At 68.0% G+C, this 20,327-nt stretch carries 23 protein-coding genes and 1 other RNA gene; 17 read left to right on the top strand and 7 right to left on the bottom strand.

Annotated elements, in window-relative coordinates; all coding sequences use genetic code 11:
- The coding region (locus WAL33_RS08200) for an SDR family NAD(P)-dependent oxidoreductase (protein WP_422180281.1) at positions 1-812 on the top strand (812 nt) is incomplete at its 5' end.
- Between the two features lie 274 nt (positions 813-1,086).
- Positions 1,087-2,397 (top strand): outer membrane protein transport protein, encoded by a 1,311-nt coding sequence (locus WAL33_RS08195; RefSeq protein WP_422180279.1) that lies wholly within the window; start codon positions 1,087-1,089, stop codon positions 2,395-2,397.
- 90 nt (positions 2,398-2,487) lie between these two features.
- Here the strand turns inward: WAL33_RS08195 and WAL33_RS08190 are convergent, their stop codons facing one another.
- A complete protein-coding gene (locus WAL33_RS08190; RefSeq protein WP_422180277.1) occupies positions 2,488-3,597 on the bottom strand; it encodes an Mrp/NBP35 family ATP-binding protein in 1,110 nt (369 codons plus the stop codon).
- Positions 3,598-3,875: 278 nt separating this feature from the next.
- Here WAL33_RS08190 and hflK point away from each other — a divergent pair, with 278 nt between their 5' ends.
- The gene (gene hflK, locus WAL33_RS08185) at positions 3,876-4,808 is read left to right on the top strand and encodes an FtsH protease activity modulator HflK (protein ID WP_422180275.1); all 933 of its coding nucleotides are present in this window, start codon (positions 3,876-3,878) and stop codon (positions 4,806-4,808) included.
- Positions 4,805-5,653 (top strand): protease modulator HflC, encoded by an 849-nt coding sequence (gene hflC / locus WAL33_RS08180; RefSeq protein ID WP_422180273.1) that lies wholly within the window; start codon positions 4,805-4,807, stop codon positions 5,651-5,653. Before hflK ends, hflC begins: the two co-directional genes overlap by 4 nt.
- Positions 5,654-5,729: 76 nt before the next feature.
- Here hflC and WAL33_RS08175 read toward each other — a convergent pair whose 3' ends face one another.
- From WAL33_RS08175 to WAL33_RS08165, 3 genes are read right to left on the bottom strand one after another with little or no spacing between them, the layout of a single operon-like run.
- Complete coding sequence (locus WAL33_RS08175) at positions 5,730-6,395, bottom strand: HAD family hydrolase (protein WP_422180271.1); 666 nt, start codon at positions 6,393-6,395, stop codon at positions 5,730-5,732.
- The gene (serB, locus tag WAL33_RS08170; protein WP_422180269.1) at positions 6,392-7,261 is read right to left on the bottom strand and encodes a phosphoserine phosphatase SerB; all 870 of its coding nucleotides are present in this window, start codon (positions 7,259-7,261) and stop codon (positions 6,392-6,394) included. The genes WAL33_RS08175 and serB overlap by 4 nt, the downstream gene beginning before the upstream one ends.
- A 59-nt stretch (positions 7,262-7,320) precedes the next feature.
- Positions 7,321-7,779, bottom strand: a complete 459-nt coding sequence (locus tag WAL33_RS08165) for a hypothetical protein (RefSeq protein WP_422180267.1) — start codon at positions 7,777-7,779, stop codon at positions 7,321-7,323.
- Between the two features lie 69 nt (positions 7,780-7,848).
- Between WAL33_RS08165 and miaA the strand changes: the two genes are divergently transcribed.
- From miaA to WAL33_RS08130, 7 genes are all read left to right on the top strand, one after another.
- Positions 7,849-8,733, top strand: coding sequence for a tRNA (adenosine(37)-N6)-dimethylallyltransferase MiaA (miaA, locus tag WAL33_RS08160; protein ID WP_422180265.1), 885 nt, complete (start codon positions 7,849-7,851; stop codon positions 8,731-8,733).
- 61 nt (positions 8,734-8,794) lie between these two features.
- Positions 8,795-9,277, top strand: coding sequence for a CinA family protein (locus WAL33_RS08155; RefSeq protein ID WP_422180263.1), 483 nt, complete (start codon positions 8,795-8,797; stop codon positions 9,275-9,277).
- A gap of 117 nt (positions 9,278-9,394) precedes the next feature.
- A complete protein-coding gene (locus WAL33_RS08150) occupies positions 9,395-9,442 on the top strand; it encodes a hypothetical protein (RefSeq protein ID WP_370444040.1) in 48 nt (15 codons plus the stop codon).
- A 108-nt stretch (positions 9,443-9,550) separates the two neighbouring features.
- Positions 9,551-11,359 carry an acetolactate synthase 3 large subunit gene (locus WAL33_RS08145; protein ID WP_422180261.1) on the top strand — a complete coding sequence of 603 codons (1,809 nt, stop codon included), beginning with the start codon at positions 9,551-9,553 and terminating at the stop codon, positions 11,357-11,359.
- Between the two features lie 63 nt (positions 11,360-11,422).
- Positions 11,423-11,974, top strand: a complete 552-nt coding sequence (gene ilvN / locus WAL33_RS08140; protein ID WP_422180259.1) for an acetolactate synthase small subunit — start codon at positions 11,423-11,425, stop codon at positions 11,972-11,974.
- A 2-nt stretch (positions 11,975-11,976) separates the two neighbouring features.
- Complete coding sequence (locus WAL33_RS08135; protein ID WP_422180257.1) at positions 11,977-12,846, top strand: hypothetical protein; 870 nt, start codon at positions 11,977-11,979, stop codon at positions 12,844-12,846.
- 88 nt (positions 12,847-12,934) lie between these two features.
- The gene (locus tag WAL33_RS08130) at positions 12,935-13,378 is read left to right on the top strand and encodes a hypothetical protein (protein WP_422180255.1); all 444 of its coding nucleotides are present in this window, start codon (positions 12,935-12,937) and stop codon (positions 13,376-13,378) included.
- A 159-nt stretch (positions 13,379-13,537) separates the two neighbouring features.
- Here WAL33_RS08130 and WAL33_RS08125 read toward each other — a convergent pair whose 3' ends face one another.
- Positions 13,538-14,446: an AraC family transcriptional regulator N-terminal domain-containing protein gene (locus tag WAL33_RS08125; protein WP_422180253.1), complete on the bottom strand. Its 909-nt coding sequence runs from the start codon at positions 14,444-14,446 to the stop codon at positions 13,538-13,540.
- Between the two features lie 202 nt (positions 14,447-14,648).
- Here WAL33_RS08125 and WAL33_RS08120 point away from each other — a divergent pair, with 202 nt between their 5' ends.
- The 6 genes from WAL33_RS08120 to WAL33_RS08095 all read left to right on the top strand — a co-directional run bounded on the left by WAL33_RS08120 (position 14,649) and on the right by WAL33_RS08095 (position 19,576).
- Entirely contained in the window at positions 14,649-14,957 is a 309-nt protein-coding gene (locus WAL33_RS08120) for an Atu4866 domain-containing protein (RefSeq protein WP_422180251.1), read from the top strand.
- Positions 14,923-15,288: a transfer-messenger RNA gene (gene ssrA / locus WAL33_RS08115) on the top strand. The genes WAL33_RS08120 and ssrA overlap by 35 nt, the downstream gene beginning before the upstream one ends.
- Positions 15,289-15,456: 168 nt before the next feature.
- Positions 15,457-15,942 (top strand): SspB family protein, encoded by a 486-nt coding sequence (locus tag WAL33_RS08110; RefSeq protein WP_422180249.1) that lies wholly within the window; start codon positions 15,457-15,459, stop codon positions 15,940-15,942.
- Positions 15,943-15,946: 4 nt separating this feature from the next.
- Entirely contained in the window at positions 15,947-16,447 is a 501-nt protein-coding gene (locus tag WAL33_RS08105) for a PaaI family thioesterase (protein ID WP_422180247.1), read from the top strand.
- 7 nt (positions 16,448-16,454) lie between these two features.
- Complete coding sequence (locus WAL33_RS08100; protein ID WP_422180245.1) at positions 16,455-17,288, top strand: C13 family peptidase; 834 nt, start codon at positions 16,455-16,457, stop codon at positions 17,286-17,288.
- 119 nt (positions 17,289-17,407) lie between these two features.
- Positions 17,408-19,576 (top strand): serine hydrolase domain-containing protein, encoded by a 2,169-nt coding sequence (locus WAL33_RS08095; RefSeq protein WP_422180243.1) that lies wholly within the window; start codon positions 17,408-17,410, stop codon positions 19,574-19,576.
- 21 nt (positions 19,577-19,597) lie between these two features.
- On the opposite strand, the gene WAL33_RS08090 is transcribed toward WAL33_RS08095, so the two are convergent.
- Together WAL33_RS08090 and WAL33_RS08085 are read right to left on the bottom strand one after the other, a co-directional pair.
- Complete coding sequence (locus tag WAL33_RS08090) at positions 19,598-19,999, bottom strand: RusA family crossover junction endodeoxyribonuclease (RefSeq protein ID WP_422180241.1); 402 nt, start codon at positions 19,997-19,999, stop codon at positions 19,598-19,600.
- Positions 19,999-20,322: a YbjQ family protein gene (locus tag WAL33_RS08085; RefSeq protein WP_422180239.1), complete on the bottom strand. Its 324-nt coding sequence runs from the start codon at positions 20,320-20,322 to the stop codon at positions 19,999-20,001. The genes WAL33_RS08090 and WAL33_RS08085 overlap by 1 nt, the downstream gene beginning before the upstream one ends.
- Positions 20,323-20,327: the final 5 nt, after the last annotated feature.

Genomic DNA, 20,327 nt, shown 5'->3' with positions numbered 1-20,327 from the left:
GGGCCAAGGTGGTCGTCAATGATCTCGGCGGCAGCGTCGACGGCTCGGGCGGTTCGTCCGAAGCGGCCAAGGCGGTCGTGGCCGAAATCGAGGCCTTTGGCGGCCAGGCCATCGCCCACGGCGCCTCGGTGACCGACGACGCCGGCGTCGCCGACCTGGTCAAGACGACCATGGACAAGTGGGGCCGGATCGACATCCTGATCGCCAACGCCGGCATCCTGCGCGACCGCACCCTGACCAAGATGGAGCTGGCCGACTTCGAGGCCGTGATCCAGGTCCATGTGTTCGGCACCTTCAAGCCGATCAAGGCCGTCTGGGACATCATGAAGGCCCAGAACTACGGCCGGATCGTCGTCACCACCTCGTCCTCGGGCATGTACGGCAACTTCGGCCAGTCCAACTACGGCGCGGCCAAGATGGCGGTGCTGGGCCTGATGAATACGCTGAAGCTGGAAGGCGCCAAGAACAACGTCAAGATCAACGCCATCAGCCCCGTGGCCGCCACCCGCATGACCGAAGGCCTGATGCCGCCGGAAGTGCTGGAGAAGCTGAAGCCGGAATATGTCACCCCGGGCGTGGTCTATCTGGTCTCGGAGGACGCTCCGACCGGCGCGATCCTGACCGCCGGCGCGGGCGCGTTCGCCCTGTCGCGGATCTTCGAAACCGAGGGCGTCTATCTGGGCGAAGGCGGACTGTCGGCCGAGGAAGTCCGCGACAACTGGGACCAGATCACCGCCGAGCCCGACCAGAAGGCCTATTTCAACGGCGGCGAACAGGGCGCGAAGTTCTTCCGCAAACTCGCGGGCGGCTAAGCGCTTCGCCAAACGATGCTGAGTTTCGGCGCGAATGGGGCCGGCGTAGACTTCCCTTACGTCAATCCATTCGCGCCAAATTTAGGCAATCACAAGCAGTTCTGACATAACAACGAAATATAGAAGTCGTTTCCTGGTCCAAGTTATTTGACCTTACGTACAAAATTCACCGTCACTCGAATAAAAAGCAACGTTTTTTGACTTAATGCGTTAGAGCGACGGCAACCGTCGCCATCAAGGGCGGCGGAGCTTCCTCCCCAGAAGGTCGTCTTTCATGTCTCTCTCGCGTACCTCCCTCGCCGCCGGCGTGGCGCTCGCCGCCCTGGTGGCCGCTTCGCAGGCCTCGGCCGCAGCCTTTTATCTGCAAGAACAATCGGTGCGCGGCGCCGGTCGCGCCTATTCAGGCGAAGTCGCCGATCGCGGCGCCGCCAGCCTGTGGTGGAACCCCGCCTCGATCGCCGGTCTCGAAAAGAACGAGATCTATGGCGGCGTGCACCTGGTTCAGGTCGACTCCCAGGTCGACGACACCGGCTCGACCCTGACCCGCCCGGTCATCCCCGGCGGCCTGACCACGTTGGTTGGCGGCGAGCGCGTCGCGGGCGGTCCGATCAACAACGGCATCGTCCCCAACTTCGCCGGCGCGTTCCGCGTCAACGACAAGCTGGCCCTGGGCCTGGCGATCGCCGCGCCGTACAACTTCACCACCGACTACACCGGCAACAGCTGGACCCGCTATGACGCCCTGAAGTCTCACCTGAAGACCATCGACGTCAACGGCACGGTGGCCTATCGCGTCAATGACAAGCTCGACCTGGGCGTGGGCGTTTCGGCCCAGTACACCGACGCCGAGCTGACCTCGGCCCTGCCGAACCTTTCGCCGGCCCTGCCCGACGGCTCGTCCTCGCTGAAAGGCGAAGGCAACTGGGACTACGGCTGGAACGTCGGCGCTCAGTTCCACGCCACCCCCGCCCTGACGATCGGCGCTTCGTACCGGTCGGAAATCAAGCACGAGCTGGACGGCAAGGTCCTCGTCTCGGGCCTGCTCGGCCCGCTGGCCGGCTCCAACGTCAACACCAACGGCGTGGCCAAGATCACCACCCCGTGGATGGCCAACCTGGGCTTCCGCTGGAAGGCCGATGACAAGCTCACCCTGAACGCCTCGGTGTCGCGCGTCGGCTGGGGCGAGTTCGACAAGATCGTCGTCACCTATCCGAACGGCGGCAGCGTCAGCGAGCAGAACTACAAGGACACCACCACGGTGGCCGTCGGCCTCGACTACGAAGTCAATCAGAAGCTGACCCTGCGCGGCGGCGTGCAATACGACCCGACCCCGACCCCCGACGTCGGCCGCACCGCCCGCGTGCCGGACGGCGACCGGACGCTCTACGCCGTGGGCAGCACCTGGCAGGCGACCGACAGCATCCAATGGGACGCGGCCGTGTCGTACATCGCCTTCAAGGACAGCAAGATCAACCGCACCGAGACGATCTACGCCGGCACCCCGGCGGCTACGACCCTGAACCTTCAGGGCGACGTCTCCGGTTCGGCCGTGGTCCTGTCGACGGGCGTGCGCTGGAGCTTCTAGGCTTCGACGTCAGTTGAATGAACGAGGCCGTCCGGGGGAAACCCGGGCGGCCTTTTTCTTTGAAATTAGATTCCGCCGGGATGAGCGGATTTATTGAATGCCAGTCCACAACATCTTCGCCGCGCCCGCGAACGCCTTGGCCGCCGCGCTTCCCGGCGCGCTCAGCACCACGGGCCTTCCCGCGTCGCCGGCCTCGCGCACGGCGATTTCGATCGGCACCTGGGCCAGCAGGGGTACATCCAGGGTCTTGGCCTCGGCCACGCCGCCGCCGGCCCCGAAGATCGGGATCGGGGCGCCGGTGGCCGGATCGGCGAAGAAGGCCATGTTCTCGATCAGGCCCAGGATCGGCGTGGCGGTCTTGCCGAACATCGCCGCCGCCCGACGGGCGTCGATCAGGGCGATCTCCTGCGGCGTGGTGACCAGGACCACCCCGTCGATCCGCAGCTTCTGGACCAGGGTCAGCTGGATGTCGCCGGTGCCGGGCGGCAGATCGACGACCAGCACGTCCAGCGGCGCGGCCTGCGAACCCCAGGCGACGTCATGGATCATCTGGCGTACGGCCGACGAGGCCATCGGCCCCCGCCAGATCATCGCCTTGCCCTCGTCGACCAGAAAGCCGATCGACATCAGCTTGATGCCATGCGCCTCCAGCGGCTGCAGCTTGCCGTCCTCGAAGCTGGGCTCGCCGTCGATCCCCATCATGCGCGGGGCCGAGGGACCATAGACGTCGGCGTCCAGCAGGCCCACTCGCAAGCCTTGGGCGGCGAAGGCGCAGGCCAGGTTGGTGGCCACGGTGGACTTGCCCACCCCGCCCTTGCCCGAGGCGATGGCGATCACGTGCTTCACATGGGCCGGCTTCTCGGCCTCCGGCGGCGGGACCAGCCTGGCCTGGCCGTCTTCGGCGACCTTGGCGCCCTTGCGCACGCGGGTCGCGCCCTCAGCGGCCTGGGCGGTCAGCACGACCTGGGCGGCGTCGACGCCCGGCAGGCCCGCCAAGATTTTCTCGGCCGCCTCGCGCACCGGAGCGTAGGTGGCGGCCTGGGAGGCCGGCACCTCCAACATGAAGCCGGCGCGACCGGCGCGCACGACCAGGCCCTGCACCAGGCCGGCCGCGACCAAGCCCTTGCCCGAGACCGGATCGACGACCCGATCCAGCGCCGCGCGGGCGTCGTCGAGGGTGGCGGGAGAAGCTGCGGTCACGGGATTGTCTTGCCTTGTTCTGCGGGGGCTCTCATATCCGCGTGCGGGGGTGGTTTTACAACCCCGCCATTCGCTGTGACGGGAAGACGACGCCGCCCATGCCTTGGAACGACAATGCCGGCCCCGGACCCTGGGGATCCCCGCCGAACGACGGCAAAAAGGACCCAGATCGGTCCCGAGGCGAGGAGCCTCGTCCCGGCGGCGGCCCTAGGGGCCCTGGCGGCCCCCCGCTGCCGCCCGTCGACGTCAACGCCTTGCTCGAGCGCCTGTCCGACCGGATGCGCCAAACCTTCGGCGGTCCTCGCCGAGGACGCGCGGTGGCCGCCTCGGCCCTGGGCGTTCTGGCGCTGTGGGCCCTTTCCGGCTGCTACGTGGTCCAGCCCAAGGAGCAGGCGGTCGTCACGACCTTCGGCGCCTATAGCCGCACGGCCCAGCCCGGCCTGCGCTACCACCTGCCCTGGCCGATCGAGCATGCCGAGCTGGTGCCCGTCACCTCGATCCAGACCCTCGACATCGGCGGCACGGTCAGCCAGCCGCTGTCGGACGAGCGCCTGATGCTGACCGGCGACGAGAACATCGTCGATCTCAGCTTCACCGTGCAGTGGAAGGTGTCCGACGCGGCCAAATACGCCTTCAACGTCCGTGAGCCCGACACCGTGATCAAGGACGTGGCCGAAAGCGCCATGCGCGAGGTGATCGGCCGCACCGCCCTCACCCCGATCCTGACCACCGGCCGCGGCCAGGTGCAGGACCAGACCGAGGTGCTGATGCAGCGCATCCTGGACCGTTACGACATCGGGGTCTCGATCCAGAGCGTCAACATCCAGGCCGCCACCACGCCGGCTCCGGTCCTGGAGGCCTATCGCGACGTGCAGCGCGCCGCCCAGAACGCCGAATCCGCCGCCAACAACGCCCGGGGCGAAGCCGCCCAGATCCGGCAGGCGGCGCTGGGCTATCGCGAGCAGGTCGTGCGCGAAGCGGCCGGTGACGCCGATCGCTTCAACCAAGTCTACACCCAGTACAAGCTGGCCCCGGCCGTCACCCGCGAGCGCCTCTATATCGAGACCATGCAGCGGGTGCTGGAGCGGTCCAACAAGGTGATCATCGACAGCAAAGGCGCCACGGCTCCGGTGATCTTGCCGCCCGACGCGTTCCGGCCGAGGACCTCCGCCGCCGCCAGCACCGCCGCCGCCGAGGGGACCGTCCGATGAACCGCCTCAATGCACCCGTCGTCGCCACCGGGGTCGGCGCCCTGGCCTTGCTGATCCTGGCCAATTTCACCCTGTTCCAGGTGGACCAGAAGCAGCAGGCCCTGCTCGTGCGCCTGGGCGATCCGGTCCGCGTGGTGAGCGCGCCCGGCCTTCACATGAAGAGCCCGTTCGACACCGTCATCCGGTTCGACAAGCGCAACATCGAGATGATCAACGCCCAGCCGGAAGAGGTCACCGCCGCCGACCAGGAGCGCCTGGTGGTCGACGCCTTCGTCCGCTATCGCATCACCGATCCGCGCCAGTTCTACCGCACCCTGGGCCAGGAGAGCGTCGCCACCGACCGCCTGGACCGCATCGTCAACGCCGCCCTGCGCGAGGAGATCGGCCGCTCGACCTCCGAAGAGGTGATCGCCGGCAAGCGCGCCCAGGTGATGGCCGCCATCCGCGACCGCGTCGCCCGCCAGGTGGCCGCGTCGAACCTCGGCGTCCAGATCATCGATGTGCGCATCAAGCGCGCCGACCTGCCGCCCACCAACGAGCAGGCGGTGTTCGAGCGCATGCAGACGGCCCGCAAGCAGGAGGCCGCCGAACTCCGCGCCATCGGCGAGCAGAAGCGCCGCGAGATCGTCGCCACCGCCTATGAGGAAGCCGAAAAGATCCGCGGCGACGCCGATGCCCAGCGCGCCAAGCTGTTCGCCGAAAGCTTCGGCCGCGATCCGGGCTTCGCGGCCTTCTATCGGTCGATGTCGGCCTACGAGAAGGCGCTGGGCCAGGGCGACACCACCCTGGTGCTCTCGCCCGACAGCGCCTTCTTCAAGTATTTCGAAAAGGGCCCGGCGGGGTAAAAACACAAAGGGCCGGCGGATCGCTCCGCCGGCCCTTTTCATTTCACCGAGCCTGTCCGGGCGGTGAAGCTTGGCGCTAGGCCGCCGCCTTCAGCAGGTCCAGCACCACGTGCAGGCTGTCGGCGACATGCACGCACTTGTCGTGCATCTCCTCGTTCGGATCCAGGATGTCGGGCACCATGATCGTCATCATCCCCGCCGCGTGGGCCGCGCGGACGCCGGGGTGGGAGTCCTCCAGGGCCAGGCACAGGGTCGGGTCGATGTTCAGCCGGCGGGCCGCCTCGAGATAGGGATCCGGATGCGGCTTGTGGCGCGTGACGTCGGCGTTGGCGACCACCGCGTGGAAGCGTTTGACCAGGTCGAAGCGGCCTAGATAACGGTCCACCGCCTGACGGCTGTTGGAGGTGGCGATCGCGCGCGGCACGCCCAGGGCGTCCAGATAGTCGAGGATCTCCATCACCCCGGTCTTCAGCCGCACCTCGGCCTCAAGGATGATCTCGACGTCGCTCCAGACGCGCGCGAAATAGTCCTCGACCGGAAAGGTCGGGTCGTACATCTCGCGCAGCACGACCGCGCATTCGGGATTGGTCTTGCCGACCATCGAGCGGTAGGTCGCGGCGGTGAAGTCGACGCCGAACGCCTGGCCGGCCTCGATCATCGCCGCCTGGTACACGGTCTCGGTGTCCAGCAGCAGGCCGTCCATGTCGAACACTACGGCCTGAACACCGCGCGGGAAGGTCACGCCACGAACTCCGCCTGGGTGTAGCCCTGGAAGTAGAGCAAGGCGGTGAGGTCGGCGTGGTCGACCTTGGCGTGCGCCTGGGCCGCGACGATCGGCTTGGCGCGATAGGCGACGCCCAGGCCGGCGACTTCGATCATCGCCAGGTCGTTGGCGCCGTCGCCGACCGCCAGGGCGTCGGCCGCGGTCAGACCCAGGGCGGCGGTCTCTTCGCGCAGGGCGGCCAGCTTGGCCTCCTTGCCGAGGATCGGCTCGCCCACCGCGCCGGTCAGGCGGCCGTCGGCCTCGATCAGGGTGTTGGCGCGGTTCAGGTGGAAGCCGGCGGCCTGGGCCACCCGCGAGGTGAAGAAGGTGAAGCCGCCCGAGACCAGAGCACAGCGGGCCCCGTGCTCGGCCATGGTCCGCACCAGGGTCCGCGCCCCGGGATTGAGCTTCACGCGGTCGTCGTAGCAGGTCTGCAGGGCGTCGACCGACAGGCCCGTGAGCATGCCGACCCGCTCACGCAGCGCGCCCTCGAAGGCCAGCTCGCCGCGCATGGCGCGCTCGGTGATCTCCGAGACCTTGTCCTTGACCCCGGCGAAATCGGCCAGCTCGTCCAGGCACTCGACGTTGATGATCGTGGAGTCCATGTCGGCGATCAGCAGGCGCTTCCTGCGGTTCAGGGCCGGCTGGACGGCGAAGTCGACCGGCCAGTCGCCCACGGCGGCTTTCACCGCCTGGTGGGTCTCCACCGGCGGCAGGTCGGCCAGCAGATCCAACGCCCCTTCCCCCAACAGGGTCTCCGACGAAATCGTCAGCGCGGCGCGCACGGCGGCGGCGGCCTCCGCCAAGGCGGCAGGGTCGGGCGAGACGAGAGTGATCGCGAGCATGAGGGGCGGCTATTGGAGGAAGCCGCCCGCGTCAACCTCGAAGCTGCGCGAGACCGCGATCAGGACCTCGGCGCGGCGATCGAAACGCAGCGCGTGAACAGGGCCATGGCCTGGGTCTTGACGCGTTCGTCGGTGCTGGACTTGATGCCGCTGAAGGCGCTGGAGAGGCTGGTGACCCCTCTTCGATAAAGCGCCGTCGGCTTCAGCCCCTGGGTGGCCCCCTCGGCATAGGCCTGGTCCAGCATGAGCTCGCCGCTGGCCCCCAACATCCGGATCATCGGCCCCATGACCGAACCGTTCTCGCCCTTGGATATAGCCTGGCCCAGCTGCGGATTGCGTTGCAGCACCTCATCGAGGGTGACCAGCATGACGCCGCACCCCAGGCGCTCGTCCAGGGTCGCCGGCGCCTCGGTGGCCGGAATTTGCTGGGGGACCGTCTGATCGCCCGAGGCGGCCGAGGCCGGGGCGGTGGTGAGCGCGAGAACACCGATCAGGATAGCGCTGAAGGTGAATTTCATGGTTTGTCCCCCCTGAGACGCGGAGCGCAATGCAAAGCTTTCGAGACCAGAGAAGGACTCGACCTGAGATTGCCCGATATTAGCATCGTTCTTATTGCCGGACCCACCGCCAGCGGCAAGTCGGCCCTGGCCCTGAAGCTGGCGCGCGAGCGCGGCGGCGAGATCGTCAACGCCGACTCCATGCAGATCTATGCCGGCCTGCCGGTGCTGACGGCGGCGCCCTCGCCCGAGGACCTGGTCCAGGCGCCGCACCACCTGTTCGGCGTCGCCGACGCGGCCGACGGCTGGTCGGTCGGGCGCTGGCTGACGGCGGCCACCCAAGCCCTGACCGAGATCGCCGCGCGGGGCCATCCTGCCATCGTGGTCGGCGGCACGGGCCTGTATTTCCGCGCCCTGACCCACGGCCTGGCCGATGTTCCCCCCGTGTCCGAGACCCAACGCGAGGTGTCGGCTCTGCTGTACGCCGCCCAGGGCGAGCCGGAGTTCCGTGACGTGCTGGCCGAGCTGGACCCCGAGGCCGAGAAGCGCATCGAGATCGGCGACCGCCAGCGCCTGGTCCGCGCCCACGCCGTAGCCATCGCCACCGGCAAGTCGCTGACCGCCTGGCAGACCGACACCAAGCCGGCCCTGGCCGCCGGGACTTGGCGCGGCGTGGTGCTGGACCCGCCTCGCGCCGAGCTCTACGACCGCTGCGACGCCCGCCTGGGCCTGATGGTCGAGCGTGGGGCGCTGGACGAGGTGCGCGCCATGGCGGCCCGGGGCCTGGACCCGTCCCTCCCTGCCCTCAAGGCGGTCGGCTACCGCGAGCTGGCGGCGCATCTGCGGGGCGAGACCTCGCTGGAGGCGGCGCTGGATGCGGCTCGACAGGAGACGCGGCGCTATGCGAAGCGCCAGATGACCTGGTTCCGGAACCAGACGCCCGATTGGGAACGGATCGTCCCCGATCTCCCATAAATCCCTTCGTCCCGGCGAAAGTCGGGATGAGCGGAGCATTTGTTTAGCCGAGACCCTGCCCATGACTGAACTCGCCCGCCTCGCCGCCGCCGTCGCCGCCCGCCTGACCGAACGGGGCGAGACGCTCGCCGTGGCCGAATCCTCGACCGGCGGGCTGATCTCCGCGGCCCTGCTGGCCGTGCCCGGCGCGTCGAAGTTCTATGTCGGCGGCGCGGTGGTCTACACCGCCCGGGCTCGCCTGACCCTGATGGACATCCCGCAGAAGGCCATGGACGGCCTGCGCTCGGCCAGCGAGCCCTACGCCGTGTTGCTGGCCCGGGTGGCCGGCAAGAACCTGAAGGCGACCTGGGGCCTGTCGGAGACCGGCGCGGCCGGGCCGGACGGCAACCGCTACGGCGACGCCGCGGGCCACAGCTGCACGGCCGTGGTCGGGCCGGACAGGGAGGTCAGTCTTACCATCGAGACCGGCCTGGACGATCGTGAGGTCAATATGCGGCGCTTCGCGGAGCACGCTCTTGCCCTGCTGCTGGAAACCTTGGGCTGATTTTCACCTCAAGGACGGCGTTGCGCCAGGGCAACGGGTCGTTTCTTGCGTCAAACCGCGCCTTGACGCCCTCGGGCGAGCATGGCATTCCCCAATCATCCATTTGGAGCAACACTCGTGCGCACCACCATGATCGTACTTATGGAGCGGCCGTTCACGGCGTGACCTTGAAGTCACGTTGATAGATCGGTCGCGCGCACAAAAGGTCCTTCGGGGCCTTTTTTCTTTTCCGCCCTGCCCCAAACCCAAGCTTACCAACCCCGGATCAGTCCCATGACCGCCCATCAGACCATCGAGAGCCAGGCTCCCGCCCAGACCGTCAGCGATCGCGCCATGACCGGCGCCGAGATCGTGGTTCGCGGCCTCGTGGACCAGGGCGTCGAGGTGCTGTTCGGCTATCCGGGCGGCGCGGTCCTGCCGATCTATGACGCGCTGTTCCACGAGCCGCGCCTGCAGCACATCCTGGTTCGCCACGAACAGGGCGCGACCCACGCCGCCGAAGGTTATGCGCGCAGTTCGGGCAAGCCGGGCGTCGTCCTGGTCACCTCGGGTCCGGGCGCGACCAACGCCATCACCGGCATCATGGACGCCCTGATGGACTCCATCCCGATGGTCGTCATCACCGGCCAGGTTCCCACGCACCTGATCGGCACCGACGCCTTCCAGGAAGCCGACACGGTCGGCATGACCCGCTCGTGCACCAAGCACAACTATTTGGTCAAAGACGTCCGCGACCTGCCGCAGATCATCCACGAGGCGTTCAAGATCGCCACCACCGGCCGTCCGGGCCCGGTGTTGATCGACATCCCCAAGGACGTCCAGTTCGCCAAGGGCGAATATTACGGCCCGACGGAAGTCGCCTCGACCCACGCTTACAATCCCAAGACCAAGGGCGACCAGAACCGCATCGTCGAGGCCGCCAAGTTGATCGCCCAGGCCCGCCGGCCGATCTTCTACACCGGCGGCGGCGTCATCAACGCCGGCCCCAAGGCCGCGCAAGCCCTGCGGGAATTCGCGGCCATGACCGGCGCGCCGGTCACCTCGACCCTGATGGGCCTGGGCGCCTTCCCGGCCGCCGATCCGGCCTGGCTGGGCATGTTGGGCATGCACGGCACGTTCGAGGCCAACAACGCCATGCACGACTGCGACGTGATGATCTGCGTCGGCGCCCGCTTCGACGACCGGGTCACCGGCCGGCTGGACGCCTTCTCGCCGGGCAGCAAGAAGATCCACATCGACATCGACGCCTCGTCGATCAACAAGAACGTCCGCGTCGACCTGCCGATCATCGGCGACGCAGGCAGCGTGCTCGAAGACCTGATCGCCGCCTGGAAGGCCGCCGACCACCAGCCAAACAAGGCCGCGCTCGGCGACTGGTGGCGGCAGATCGACGAGTGGCGGGCCCGCGACTGCCTGCGCTATCGCCAGGCCGGCGACGCCATCAAGCCGCAGCACGCCATCCAGCGCCTGTATGATCTGACCCGCGACAGAGACGTCTACATCACCACCGAGGTCGGCCAGCACCAGATGTGGGCGGCGCAGTTCTTCCGCTTCGAGGAGCCCAATCGCTGGATGACCTCCGGCGGCCTGGGCACCATGGGCTACGGCCTGCCCGCCGCCATCGGCGTGCAGCTGGCCCATCCCGACGCCCTGGTCATCGACATCGCCGGCGAAGCCTCGATCCAGATGTGCATCCAGGAACTGTCGACGGCGATCCAGTACGAGCTGCCGGTGAAGATCTTCATCCTCAACAACGAGCGGATGGGCATGGTCCGCCAGTGGCAGCAGCTGCTGCACGGCGAACGCTACAGTCACTCCTATTCCGACAGCCTGCCCGACTTCGTCAAACTGGCCGAGGCCTACGGCGCGGTCGGCATCCGCTGTGAGGACCCCGCCGAGCTGGACGCCAAGATCCTGGAGATGATCAACAGCGACCGGCCGGTGATCTTCGACTGCATGGTGACCAAGGACGAGAACTGTCTGCCGATGATCCCGTCGGGCAAGGCCCACAACGAAATGATCATGGGCGACGTCGAGGACATCGGGAACGTGATCGGCGCGGCGGGAGCGGGGCTGGTCTAGGCGCTGCATCCCTCGCACCGAACAGCGTCTTCCCTTTCGGCTCAGTGGAACTAGAACAACAACATGACCACCGACCTCCACCCCGCCTCCGCCTACGACATGGCGCCCAACGAACAGGTCGAGCAGACCGCGACCTTCGCCCTGTTGGTCGACAACGAGCCCGGCGTGCTGCACCGCGTGGTCGGGCTGTTCGCCGCGCGCGGCTACAACATCGAAAGCCTCACGGTCGCCGAGACCGACCGCAAGGCCCACACCAGCCGGATCACCGTGGTCACCCGCGGCACGCGCCAGGTGCTGGACCAGATCGAGGCTCAGCTGAACAAGGTGGTCAATGTCCGCCGCGTGCACGATGTGACGCGCGACCCGAACGGCGTCGAGCGCGAGCTTGCCCTGGTCAAGGTGCGCGGTCAGGGCGCCGATCGCGTCGAGGCCCTGCGCATCGCCGAGATCTTCCGCGCCAAGCCGGTGGACACCACCCTGGAGAGCTTCGTGTTCGAGATTTCGGGCGCGCCATCGAAGATCGACAAGTTCCTGGATCTGATGCGTCCTCTGGGCCTGGTGGAACTGTCGCGCACCGGCGTGCTTTCCATCGAACGGGGTGTTGAAGGAATGTAGCCATGACGGGCGCAATGCTTTTGGCCGGCCTCCTGATGGGGCTTCCCCTCGCCGGTCAGCAATCCGCCCCTCAAGCTGCTCCGCCGCCGCCCGATCCCGCCGTCTGGTGGGCGCCTGAAATCCCCAAGCCGCCGCCCGAGCAGGACCCGTTCCAGGGCCGCCGCCTGCGTCCCGGCGAGACGCTGGTCCCGATCGACAACGGCGTGAATCCCCTGCTCTACCGCCTCTGGGGCCTGCAGCCCCTGCAGAGCCAGTTGATCAAGCGCGGCGAGCTGGTGCTCGAGGTCTGGGCCAGACCGGCGACCGGCGTGCGCCAGGCGGTGATCCGAGTGACCGTGCGCCGCGACGGCCGCGCCTTCGTCCAGGCCCGGGCGGGCCTGGGCTGTTGCACCCCGGAGATCGGCCGCCGGGTCGATATCGACGCCGAGCTCGCCCCCCAGCAGATCGCCCCCCTGAAGGCCCTGGCCGGCGCCCCGCTGTGGACCCAGCCGCGCTCGGTGGTCGTCGACTACGGCGGGGGGGCCGTGGAGCCGTTGTGCCTGGAGGGCATATCCTGGGACGTCACCCTGCTGGTGCCCGGCCAGGCCCGCCATCTGCGCCGGGCTTGCGATGACGCCGAGGTCGGCTCGATCGCCCCGGCCCTGGCGGCGGCCTTGGCGGCGGCCTCGGGCCGCGACGCCCGGTTCGACGCGATGTTCGCCCGCGGCGGCGATTTCTCGCGCCAGCAGCAGGCCTATGACTCGCTGGTGGCTTCGGGCGGTCGGCTCAAGGCCGGAACCAACAGCCGCCCCCAGCCGCCAGCCGTGCCCACGCCGCCCGACGAGGAGCCCGAAGCTCCCGCCGCGACACTCGCTCAGCCGCGAACGCCCTAAGCGCGCACTATCCACGCGAGCCGTCCGGAAATTGCAATTTTCGGATAACATCGTTATCAAACTTGGCCATAACTCGGGAGAAGAAGCCTTGGCCAAGATCGTCGCCGTGAAATCCCTGCTGGCCGCCGCCGGCCTCGCCTGCGCGGTGCTCGGCGCCGCCTCCACGGCCGAGGCCCAGGCCATGCCCAACACGCCGCAGGTGAAGTTCATCCCGGTCAGCGAAGCCCCGCCGCCGCCCGCCGGCCTGCAGCTCGTGTGCATTAACGCGCCGGTCGACGGCGCGCCGGCCAGCAAGACCTGCCCGGTCATCTCCTACGGTTCGGGCAAGACCTGGATTTTCAGCTACACCGACAACCGCAGCTCGTTCGCGGTGGTCACCTACGACGCGACCGGCAAAGTCGTGCGGAACGCCGAGGCCCCCGGCGGTCGCTACATCTTCGACGTTCTCAGCGACGATCACGGCCAGAAGCTGACCCTGGTCGGGCAGTCCCAGAACTCGGCCGTGATCAACTGGTCCGACCTGCCGCACTAGGGCCGCCGCGTGCGCCTCACCCCCGCTTCAGCAGGTTGAACCGGCGCAGCAACGCGGCGATCGCCGGGGCGACGAAGAACAGACACAGCCGCGCCAGGGCCTGGCCGCCGACGCGGCGCCAGAAATGGGGGAAATCTGTAGGACGGCCGTGGCCGCGCCCTAGGTGTCGAGCAGCATCTCGGGCCGGGCCCGCAGGCGGGCGGCGTCGCGCAGGGGCGGCGCGCCGAACAGGCGGGCGTATTCGCGGCTGAACTGCGAGGGGCTGTCATAGCCCACCGCGTGGCCGGCCGAGCCGGCGTCCAGCCGCTGGGCCAGGATCAGCTTGCGCGCCTCCTGCAGGCGGATCTGCTTCTGGTACTGCAGGGGACTGAGCGCGGTCACCGCCTTGAAATGGCGATGCAGGGCCGAGGGGCTCATGCGCGCCTCGGCGGCCAACTCCTCGATGCTGAACGGCTGGTTGAAGTGCTGGGTGATCCAGCCGATGGCCCGCTTGACCTGACGCATGCGGCCGTCGGCCCGGGCAATCTGGGCCAGCCGCGGCCCCTGGTCGCCCAGCAGCATGCGGTAGAGGATTTCCCGCTCGATCAGCGGCGCCAGGACGTCGGCGTCGCGCGGGGTCTCGATCAGGCGGACCATGCGCATCACGGCGTCCAGCAAGGGCGGATTGACCTGGCTGACCGCCATGGCCCCGACCAGCGGCCCGGCGTCCTGCGCCAAGGCCTGCTCGCCGCCCAACTGCAGCAGCAGGTCCCCGATCACCGCCGGGTCCAGGGTCATGCGGAACGACAGATAGGGTTGTTCCGGCGAGGCCTCGATGACTTGGCCGATCACCGGCAGGTCGACCGAGGCGACCAGATAGTTCAGCGGATCGTAGACCAGCACCGATCCGCCGCTGAGCACCTGCTTGCGACCCTGGGCCACCACGCAGACCGCCGCGCCGAACACGCCATGCTTGGGTTCGGTGGGCTGCTCTGAGCGATGCAGGGAAGCCTTTTCGCAGACGGTATGGTCGCCGTCGTGAGGCGCGTATCGTTCAATCAGCGCGGCGAGTTCGCCTTGCTCGACCATCGACATTTCCTTCTGCTGATGGACGTTGTCCTACGCTCGAGGAGACGCCCCGTCACGCTTGCCAGAGGTGATGTGCAGGATCGTGCAATCAAGGGGCAGCATCGGTCTATCCGTTGAGGGCTCGGACACGTCACATTGGCGGGGTCGGTCTCGTCATGCCTCCAGTCTGGTCGTGACGTGGCCGCCCGCCCCCGAGGTTCCCATGAAATACTATCCCAAGATCGCTCGCCGGGTGTCCGGCGTGTGGGCAAGCGCCGACGGCGTCGCCCTTGAACTGCGCATGGACGGCCGGTTCGAAGAACGTCACGACGACGAGCTGGCGTTCACCGGCCACTACGAGATCGAAGGCGATGACGTGCGCTTGTTCGAGGACGGCGGCGGCCTGCTGATCGGCCGCCTGACCGAGGGCCGCCTGAGCCTGCAACCGCCGCCCCGCTCGCGTGAAACCGTCCGTTTTCCTCGCCGCTCTCAACGACAGCCTTCCATCCGCGACCCCCAGCCCCTATATTGAGTTCGTTCGGGCTTGCTCGGACTATGGGGATAAACGCGCACGTAATAAGCGGACTGGACCCGGGTGCGATTCCCGGCGGCTCCACCAAGACCTCCCGAGTTATCGCGGGAATGCATGGGGCCGATCAGCATCGACAGACGTGTAAAGGTGTTATGCTTTCTCTCGGCGTGGCTCACCGTATCGGGCCGCTAAACTAACTGCGAACGATAACTTCGCTGAAGAGTTCGCCATCGCCGCGTAATGCGGTGCGGGTGATCTCGCCTCTTAAGTCCTAGGGGTTCAGATCCTTAGGCGGGGCCCGGAGGGAGCCTGCCAACAGAATCCCTCCACTTCCTCCCTCGCGCAGCGGGGGAGGTGGCGCGACGCGCAGCGTCGTGACGGAGGGGGCCAGCGCCGACCTCCTCTTTCTTCAAAATCGCACCGCGCCCCACCTTCTCGCCGCCCCCGCGACAGGCTACTCTCCGCGCTTCGTTCCAGTTTCCGCTTTACGATGGACCGCATGGCCCAGACCAATCCGCCTGAAGATCTGATGCAGTACGAGGCGATGGCCCAGGACGCCCTGCGCGGCGTCGTGAAGGCTGCGTTGAGGAAGGCCGCCGCGCCCGGCGGCCTGCCCGAACCGCATCACCTCTACATCACCTTCAAGACCCAGGCGGCGGGCGTCTCGGGCCCGCAGGACCTTCTGGGCAAATATCCCGACGAGATGACCATCATCCTGCAGCACCAGTACTGGGACCTGGCGCCCGGCGAGACCTTCTTCTCGGTGACCCTGAAGTTCGGCGGCCAACCCAAGCGGCTGTCGGTCCCCTATGCGGCGGTGACCCGGTTCTACGACCCGTCGGTGCAGTTCGCCCTGCAGTTCGAGGCTCCGGAGATCGCTCCGCAGGCCCCCGAACCCGAGCCGGAACCCGAGGTCGTCGCCACCGCAGAGGGCGGCGAAGACGCGCCGAAGATCATCTCCCTCGACCAGTTCCGCAAGAAATAACCGGGTGAGCGACATCGCCCCGCCCGACTTGCCTCCAAGCGACGTGGTCTCGCAAACGCCGCAGACCCTGACGGACGAGGCGATCCTCGCGCGGTTTCTGACGTCCAAGAACCCGCCGGGCAGCGCCCGCACCCTGGGATTCCGCATGCTGTCGGTCAGCCAGACCGAACGTCGGGTCGAGATCGCCTTCGAGCCTTCGGTCGAGGCGGTGGGCAATCCGATGGGTCATGTCCAGGGCGGCTATGTCTGCGCCATGCTGGACGAATGCATGTCGGTGGCCGGCATGATCACCTCGGGCATGACCTGCGTGGTCCCTACCTTGGAGATGAAGACCAGCTTCCTGCGCCCGGCCATCCCCGGCCCGCTCAAGGGTGTCGGCTGGGTGGTCCGCTGGGGCAAGACGGTCTGCTTCCTGGAAGGCGAGCTCTACGATCCCGAAGGTCGGCTGCTGGCCAAGGCCAGCGCCACGGCGATCCCGACGCCGTTTTCGAAGTTCAAGAAGTAGGGCCGCCATGCAGCGGATCGCGGGCCTGGTTCTGGGTTTGCTTCTGCCGCTGCTCGCCGTCCTGCCCGCTCAAGCCCAAACCCCGCCAGCAGCAGCCGGCGGCTCCTCGTTCGCCGCCCCCTCTTTCGCCGATTGGGCGGCGGTCGTGGTGGCCGGCGACTGGCGGGCCCATACAGGCAAACCGACCGAGGCCTTCGACAACGCCCGCCGAGACGTGGGCGCGACCTTGATCCGGCTCGGCTTCGCGCCCGACGCCATTCGTCAGTATTCGGTGCGTCCCAAACGCTATCCAGCCGTGAAGCCCGGCAAGACCGAGCTGCGCGCCGTCCACGCGGGCCTGCGCGACCTTGCGGCGAAGAACACGGCCGGCTGCCTGCTCTATCTCACCAGCCACGGCGCGCCCGAGGGGGCGATGCTGGACGAGAACATCCTGCCGCCCAGCCTGCTGGCGGCGGTGATCGACGACGCCTGCCCGGCGCGCCCGTCGATCGTCGTGGTTTCGGCCTGCTTCTCGGGCGTGTTCGTCAAACCATTGCAGCGCGATGACCGGATGATTCTGACGGCCGCGCGGCCGGACCGCACCTCGTTCGGCTGCGGCGAGGACGACAAGTATCCCTATTTCGACGACTGCTTTCTGGCGTCCGCGCCAACCGTCCACGACTTCGCGGCCTTGGGACGGGCGGTCCAGGTCTGCGTGGCCCGGCGCGAGCGCGAAACCCGGGAGGAGCCGGCCTCGGAACCGCAGCTGTGGATCGGGGCCCGCCTGCGTCCGCTGCTGCCGCTATACGTCTTTCCGCATCCGCCTTCGATCAAGCCTTCGGGGTCCGCCAAACGGCGCTGAGCGACCAAGCGTCCACGGGAAAGACGTCCACGGCGGATCACATCCCCTTTGATCCCCGGCCGGGGCGCCCTAGAAGTTTGCTCAACCTATATTTTCCATGAGCCTGCGAGGTCTTGTTCGTGACGCTGCGTCTTTCGTTCAGGGCCGTTGTTACGGCGGCGATCATCGGCTGCGGCCTCTTCGGCGCGACGGTGGCTGAAACCCAGGACGTGGCGCCCGCGCCGCCCGCGGAGACGGCTCCGACCGCCACGCTCCCGCCGGCTCCGGTTCCCTATACGGCGACGGTCCGTCGCCGCCGCGCCCCTCGCCCGCAACGCGCCGTCCCACCGGCCGCGACAACCACGCCCCCGTCGGCCCTGGCGACGACGCCGAACGACGCCCTCGCGCCCTCCCTGTCGCCGGTTCTCGCCACCCCCGCGACCCCGTTGCCGGTCGCCGACCTGGAGGCCTATGTGGACGGCGTCGTGCGCGACCGCATGGCCCGCGACCATATCGCCGGCGTGACCATCGCCATCGTCCAGAACGGCCAGGTGGTGCTGAAGAAGGGCTACGGCCTGGCCAGCCTGAAGGACGGCCGCAAGGTCGATCCCGACACGACCCTGTTCCGCATCGGCTCGATCTCCAAGACCTTCACGTGGATCGCCCTGATGAACGAGGTCGAGGCCGGGCGCATGCGTCTGGACACGCCGATCAACATCTACCTGCCCGAGAAGCTGCAGCTGAAGGACCAGGGCAAGAAGACCCCGGTGCGGCTGCGCGACCTGATGACCCACACCGGCGGGTTCGAGGACCGCACCCTGGGCCAACTGTTCGAGCGCGATCCGCGCCGCGAGCGGCCGTTGGACCTGTATCTGCGCCAGGAGCGCCCCAATCGCGTGCGCGAACCGGGCCTGCTGCCGGCCTATTCCAATTACGGCGTCGGCCTGGCCGGCGCGGCCCTGGCCAATGTGACCGGCCAGCCGTTCGAGCGGGTGGTCGCCGATCAGGTGATCCTGCCCGCCGGCCTGACCCACACCACCTTCCGCGAGAACCGTCCGTGGCAGGACGGCCTGCCCGCCCCGATGGCGCCGGCCCTGGCGGCCGACCTGTCGGACGGCTTCCGGTGGACCCCGCTGGGCTTCCAGACCGAGGCGCCGGAGTTCATCGGCCACATCGCGCCCGCCGGCTCGGCCTCCAGCACGGCCGGCGACATGGCCCGCTACATGACCCTGCTGCTGGACGGCGGGACCATCAACGGCAAGACGATCTTCTCCCCCAAGACCAGCGCGATGTTCCGCACGCCGATGTATCGCCCGGCCGACGGCGCGCCGGGCTGGAACGCCGGCTTCCAGGACATCCCCCTGCCCGGTGCCCACCGCGGCTTCGGTCACGCCGGCGCGACCCTGTGGTTCCATTCCAACATGGTCATGGTTCCCGAGCTGGGTCTGGGCGTGTTCGTTGCGGTCAACACCGACACGGGCGCCGACCTGCCCGCCAGCCTGCCCTCGATCATCCTTGAGCGTTTCTACGCCCCGCGCCCTGAGATCCCCGTCGCCAGCCGGATCAGCCACGACGAAGCCGTGGCCTATGAAGGCCACTACCTGACCACCCGCCGCTCGTATGGCGGGCTGGAGGGCTTCATCGACCGCCTAATCGGCGAGGCGACCGTGCGCGCCGCTCCGGACGGCCGCCTGACCCTGACGGTCGACGGCAAGTCCAGTCAGTGGACCGCGACCGAGCAGCCCGACACCTTCGCGCCGCTCAGCGGCTCGGGCCTGCTGGTGTTCCAGCGCGAGGACGGCAAGGTGATGCGGTTCTTCTCGCCCATGGGCGTGGCGGCGTTCGAGCGCATCGGCTTCCCGCACCAACGCGGCCTGCTGTCGATCTTCGCCGTGCTCACCATCCTGGCGGCTATCGCCACCTTGGTCGGCGTGGCCACGCGCGACCGCCGCGAGGCGCGCCAGACCCCGACCCAGGCCCGCGCCAGCCTGATGCAGACCATCCAGGCCATCCTCTGGCTGATCGCCCTGGTCGGCGTGGGCGTGTTCGCCAGCGGTGCCGGCGACGTCGCCAAGGTGGTCTATGGCTGGCCCAGCGGCTGGCTGCTCAGCGCCTCGGCCTGCGCCTTCGTCGCCACCCTGCTGACTGTCGCCACCTTGGCCATGCTGCCGGTGGTGTGGCGCGGCGGCCGACGGGTCGACAGCTGGGTTTCGCTGCGCAAGCTGGCCTTCACCTGCACGACCCTGATCTTCCTGAGCTTCGCGCTGCTGCTGGCGGCGTGGGGCTTCCTGGAGTTCTGGAACGCCTAGGCCTCCCCTTTTGGAGGAGCCTCAGCCTTCCAGCGTGGATCGCAGAAAGCGCGACTCCAGCTTGCGCACCACGATGACGATCCGCTCGCGCTCGGCCGGCCGGCGCTCGACCAGCAGCCGAGCGACCTGGGCGTCGTCATGGAAGGCGTAGCCCTTGATGGCGTCCAGCAGGGCCTTGGCCAGGTTGTCCAGGTCCATCCATGGCGGCTCGCCGACGAACTCCATGCCGATCTCGACCGAGAACTCGCCCCAGGCCGGCCGCGAACCGCGCCACACCTTGCGGAAGAACTCGTAGATCAGGGGCTTGTAGTACTTGGCCTGGGTGGTCAGGCCGTCGACCACCACGGTCAGTTCGCCGCCGTCCTCGCGGGCCCTGACCTTGCCGTGATGCGTCCAGCCGCCATGCTCCACCAAGGAAGGCATCAGGTGTTCGGCTCGACCCGCACGGCCGTGCCGTAGGCCAGGACCTCGGTAATGCCTTCCATGATCTCGTTGGCGTCGTAGCGCATGGCGATGACGGCGTTGGCCCCCAGCTCGGCCGCATGGGCCACCAGCAGCTCGTAGGCCTCCTTGCGGGCCGCCTCGGCTAGGTTGACGTAGATCGACAGTTTGCCGCCGAAGATCGACTGGATCGATCCGCCGATGTTGCCGATCACGCTGCGCGAGCGGACGGTGACGCCGCGCACCAGGCCTAGATGAGCGACGACGCGATAGCCGGGCAGGTCATTGGTGGTGGCGACAAGCATGGGAC

It is taken from the genome of Caulobacter sp. (genome assembly GCF_049283275.1).
GTDB lineage: Bacteria > Pseudomonadota > Alphaproteobacteria > Caulobacterales > Caulobacteraceae > Caulobacter.
The sequence above is the reverse complement of the archived record's forward strand: the minus strand, read 5'-3'. Positions and strand labels throughout refer to the sequence as shown.

What these genes read in the sequence shown, in the direction of transcription:
- WAL33_RS08155 (WP_422180263.1), top strand. Translation starts at nt 8,795, where the DNA reads ATGACTGAACTCGCCCGCCTCGCCGCCGCCGTCGCCGCCCGCCTGACC.
- WAL33_RS08125 (WP_422180253.1), bottom strand. Translation starts at nt 14,446, where the DNA reads ATGGTCGAGCAAGGCGAACTCGCCGCGCTGATTGAACGATACGCGCCT.
- serB (WP_422180269.1), bottom strand. Translation starts at nt 7,261, where the DNA reads ATGCTCGCGATCACTCTCGTCTCGCCCGACCCTGCCGCCTTGGCGGAG.
- WAL33_RS08145 (WP_422180261.1), top strand. Translation starts at nt 9,551, where the DNA reads ATGACCGCCCATCAGACCATCGAGAGCCAGGCTCCCGCCCAGACCGTC.
- hflK (WP_422180275.1), top strand. Translation starts at nt 3,876, where the DNA reads ATGCGCCAAACCTTCGGCGGTCCTCGCCGAGGACGCGCGGTGGCCGCC.
- hflC (WP_422180273.1), top strand. Translation starts at nt 4,805, where the DNA reads ATGAACCGCCTCAATGCACCCGTCGTCGCCACCGGGGTCGGCGCCCTG.
- WAL33_RS08085 (WP_422180239.1), bottom strand. Translation starts at nt 20,322, where the DNA reads ATGCTTGTCGCCACCACCAATGACCTGCCCGGCTATCGCGTCGTCGCT.
- WAL33_RS08100 (WP_422180245.1), top strand. Translation starts at nt 16,455, where the DNA reads ATGCAGCGGATCGCGGGCCTGGTTCTGGGTTTGCTTCTGCCGCTGCTC.
- WAL33_RS08135 (WP_422180257.1), top strand. Translation starts at nt 11,977, where the DNA reads ATGACGGGCGCAATGCTTTTGGCCGGCCTCCTGATGGGGCTTCCCCTC.
- WAL33_RS08090 (WP_422180241.1), bottom strand. Translation starts at nt 19,999, where the DNA reads ATGCCTTCCTTGGTGGAGCATGGCGGCTGGACGCATCACGGCAAGGTC.
- WAL33_RS08165 (WP_422180267.1), bottom strand. Translation starts at nt 7,779, where the DNA reads ATGAAATTCACCTTCAGCGCTATCCTGATCGGTGTTCTCGCGCTCACC.
- WAL33_RS08110 (WP_422180249.1), top strand. Translation starts at nt 15,457, where the DNA reads ATGGCCCAGACCAATCCGCCTGAAGATCTGATGCAGTACGAGGCGATG.
- WAL33_RS08120 (WP_422180251.1), top strand. Translation starts at nt 14,649, where the DNA reads ATGAAATACTATCCCAAGATCGCTCGCCGGGTGTCCGGCGTGTGGGCA.
- ilvN (WP_422180259.1), top strand. Translation starts at nt 11,423, where the DNA reads ATGACCACCGACCTCCACCCCGCCTCCGCCTACGACATGGCGCCCAAC.
- WAL33_RS08195 (WP_422180279.1), top strand. Translation starts at nt 1,087, where the DNA reads ATGTCTCTCTCGCGTACCTCCCTCGCCGCCGGCGTGGCGCTCGCCGCC.